We start from the raw sequence: 2997 nt of genomic DNA on the forward strand, positions 1-2997 counted from the left end.
TTTTCGCAAATTCAATTATAACACAAAACCCCCATTTTTCATGCCTGTAAACTCTGAAATTTTCAGAATTTACAGGCATTTATTTTATGGAAGTCCCCATTATTGAAATAAAAGAGAAATATTTGGCAATTTAAATCGTGAGGAAAATGAGAATGTTTTTTGTTCGCTAAAGAACAATAAATGAAACAATATGTAAAAATTGTTTTTGATAGAACATCGGCATCGGGCTCGTCTCGCCCGACGACAAGTCGATCATCCACGGCCCCGGCTACGAGCGTTCGGAAGGCTTCTACACGAGGCTTGCCGACGCTGCCAAAGGCGTGAAGGACCGTCTCGGCGACCGGCTCATTTCGATCAGCATCATTACGGGCATGCACGCAGACCGCTTCGTCGGCGCGAAGCCCCGGTCGGGAGACCTCGGAATCCTGGGTTCGCTCGATCCGACGGCAGTCGATCAGGCGGCCTGCGATCTCGTCTGGGGCTTGAAGCCCGATGAGGCGAGAAAACTCTCGCTTCGCGAAAAGATCGATTCCGGCTACCTCCAGCTCGAGTGCCTGGAAGGAATCGGCTCCGGGAGCCGCGCCTACCGGCTCGTACGCATCTGATATTCGACATTGAAAATTACTCTTCAGGAGACCCCAAATGTCTGATGTCATTCATTTTTCGCGCAGAGATGCGCTTCGAACCGGTGCGGCCGCCGCGGCCGCAGGTTTTATGAGCGCGGGATCCCTTCCGGCACTCGCCGCTCCAGGCGGAAAGAAAGTAACCGTCATCACGGGGAGTCCCCACCGTCGCGGCACGTCCTTTCTGCTTGCCGATGAATTCATTCGCGGCGTGAGAGAGCAGGGAGCCGAGGTTTTTCGCTTCGACTCCGCCTTCCGGCGCGTCACGGCCTGCAGCGGCTGCGATCGATGCGGGCTCGGCGCTTCGCCCTGCGTCTACCGCGACGACATGTTCGAGCTCAATCCTCATCTACTTGAAAGCGACCTGATCGTTTTCTGCACGCCGCTCTACTACTACGGCTTCTCGGCGCAGCTGAAGCTCGTGATCGACCGCTTCTATGCCATCAATACGCAGTTTCACCACGGCCGCCGGGCAGTACTTCTTGCGACAGCCTGGAATTCGCAGGACTGGACCTTCGAATCGCTTGTGAGCCACTACAAGACGCTCTGCCGCTATATGGACTGGGAGGACGTCGGAATGGTGCTCGGCTACGGCTGCGGCACGCGCTCCTCGATCGAAGCGTCGGACTATCCGAAGGAAGCCTATGAACTCGGGCAGAAGGTGAGGATCTCATGATGAAGCAATTCCTGCCGGAGGATCCCGGGCGGTTGTGGCTCCTGAGGATCCGCTTCGACCGCTTCCTATTCCTGATGCTCTTCGCCATCATGATGGACCGCTATACGCTCAATCCCGTTCACGAGGTTCTGGGCGTCGCCGCAATCCTGGCGTTTGGTCTTCATGCATGGGCGAACAGGAACTGGTATTCAGGGATTCTCCGGCAGGTGCTCGGGAAATCGAAAGTGAGGAGGAAAAAGCCCGGCATCGGACGCTGGTGCGTGATTGCCCTCAACTTTCTCCTCACGCTTCTTTTCATCGCCTCGATCGTGAGCGGCATCATGGCTTCGCAGTCGCTCTTTGCATGGGCGACGCCCGACGAGTGGAGGATGGACCTCGACTACCGCACGGCCCATGTCGCGCTCTCCGTCTGGGCGTGGTTCTTAGCCGCCATTCATCTGGGACTCAACTGGGAAGTCGTTTTCCCGGGGATCGCGGGAAAGCGCGGCCTCAGGCTCGCAATGGGCGCGCTTGGAGTCCTCGCCGTCCTCCTCGCGCCCCTCGCATTCATGAGGCGCGAGGTGGATCTTATGCTTGAATTTCAGAGCGCCTACATTCCGGTTGAGCTCGAGGAACTCCCGGGACTGATGCCGCTTGACTGCCTGCTCCTTTTCGTCGGCACTGCGGCCTCCGCCGCCTTCCTGCGAACGGGCTTCGGGTTTTTTAGAGAGGCGCTTAAAGGCCGGCCGTGACGGGCCGCACGCCAGCTCCTTCGACCGCCGGGGCTTCTCTCCGGCTTCAGGTTTGCGTGATGCGGAGGGCGCAATTTGATACAATGTGCGGCCGCATTTTTTCCCTGAATATCCGGTCAGTCGAGGAGTAGCCCATGCTCGAACAGTTCGGCATTCTGAATCCCTGGATCTATACGCTCGGTGCGCTCATGATTGTTCTTGCGCCCGGGCCCAATACGCTTTACGTCCTCAAGACCAGCGTTCTTGAGGGACGGCGCGCTGCCTCTGCGGCGATTGCCGCGGTCATGATCGGTGATTCGGTTCTGATCTTCCTCGCCTACATCGGCATTGCTGCGGCCATCAAGGCGCACCCGATGATCTTCACCTGGGTGAAGGTTGCGGGCGGCCTCTACCTCGCCTGGCTCGGCGGCAAGGTGATCTGGAATACCTTCTTCGTGAAGAAGAAGGGAGAAGGAAAGCCCGCGCAGATCGATGGGGGCGCAAAAGCATCCCCGCAAAAGGGCGCGGTGATGAAGTCCTTCCGTACGGCGCTTGCGCTTTCCCTTACGAACCCGAAGGCGATTCTCTTCTATGTTTCGTTCTTCGTTCAGTTCATCGACGAATCCTACGCGCACACTGGAATTTCATATCTCATTCTGGCGCTCATTCTGCAGGCGATCAGCTTCACGTGGCTTTCGCTGCTGGTGACGGTGGGCGCGGACTGCCTCAAGCTTCTCGCGAGGAACCCCGGCGTCGCGAAGCTCGGCAATACGGCACTCGGAAGCCTCTTCCTGATGTTTGCCGGAAAGCTCATGCTCGATGCCTGATCACCGGCAGTCGTCTTCAGCGGGTGATGCCGGGTTGTATTGAAAAGGCGGCGGCATTCGCACTTTATTAACAAAGGTATTTAATAGTTGACGGATGGTGCTGTGTGGCGCTTGGGGTCAGGCCGCCTGTGCATAGAGGGTACTCTCATTCGTAAAACAGG

Annotated in this window: 4 protein-coding genes; all 4 read left to right on the forward strand. The window is 57.1% G+C overall.

Going from position 1 to position 2997, the window contains the following annotated elements:
- Window positions 1-221 precede the first annotated feature (221 nt).
- Window positions 222-605: a DUF362 domain-containing protein gene (locus GBM95_RS11430; RefSeq protein WP_226963308.1), complete on the forward strand. Its 384-nt coding sequence runs from the start codon at window positions 222-224 to the stop codon at window positions 603-605.
- A 37-nt stretch (window positions 606-642) separates the two neighbouring features.
- Window positions 643-1299 (forward strand): flavodoxin family protein, encoded by a 657-nt coding sequence (locus GBM95_RS11435; RefSeq protein ID WP_226963307.1) that lies wholly within the window; start codon window positions 643-645, stop codon window positions 1297-1299.
- Complete coding sequence (locus tag GBM95_RS11440) at window positions 1296-2030, forward strand: DUF4405 domain-containing protein (RefSeq protein WP_152159211.1); 735 nt, start codon at window positions 1296-1298, stop codon at window positions 2028-2030. Before GBM95_RS11435 ends, GBM95_RS11440 begins: the two co-directional genes overlap by 4 nt.
- A gap of 134 nt (window positions 2031-2164) precedes the next feature.
- Complete coding sequence (gene leuE, locus GBM95_RS11445) at window positions 2165-2836, forward strand: leucine efflux protein LeuE (RefSeq protein WP_152159212.1); 672 nt, start codon at window positions 2165-2167, stop codon at window positions 2834-2836.
- Window positions 2837-2997: the final 161 nt, after the last annotated feature.

It is taken from the genome of Sutterella seckii (assembly GCF_009183815.1).
GTDB classification, from domain to species: domain Bacteria; phylum Pseudomonadota; class Gammaproteobacteria; order Burkholderiales; family Burkholderiaceae_F; genus Sutterella; species Sutterella seckii.

Bases quoted from the DNA above. Each gene is read 5' to 3' on its own strand.
- GBM95_RS11435 (WP_226963307.1), top strand. From the start codon at position 643: ATGTCTGATGTCATTCATTTTTCGCGCAGAGATGCGCTTCGAACCGGT.
- GBM95_RS11440 (WP_152159211.1), top strand. From the start codon at position 1,296: ATGATGAAGCAATTCCTGCCGGAGGATCCCGGGCGGTTGTGGCTCCTG.
- leuE (WP_152159212.1), top strand. From the start codon at position 2,165: ATGCTCGAACAGTTCGGCATTCTGAATCCCTGGATCTATACGCTCGGT.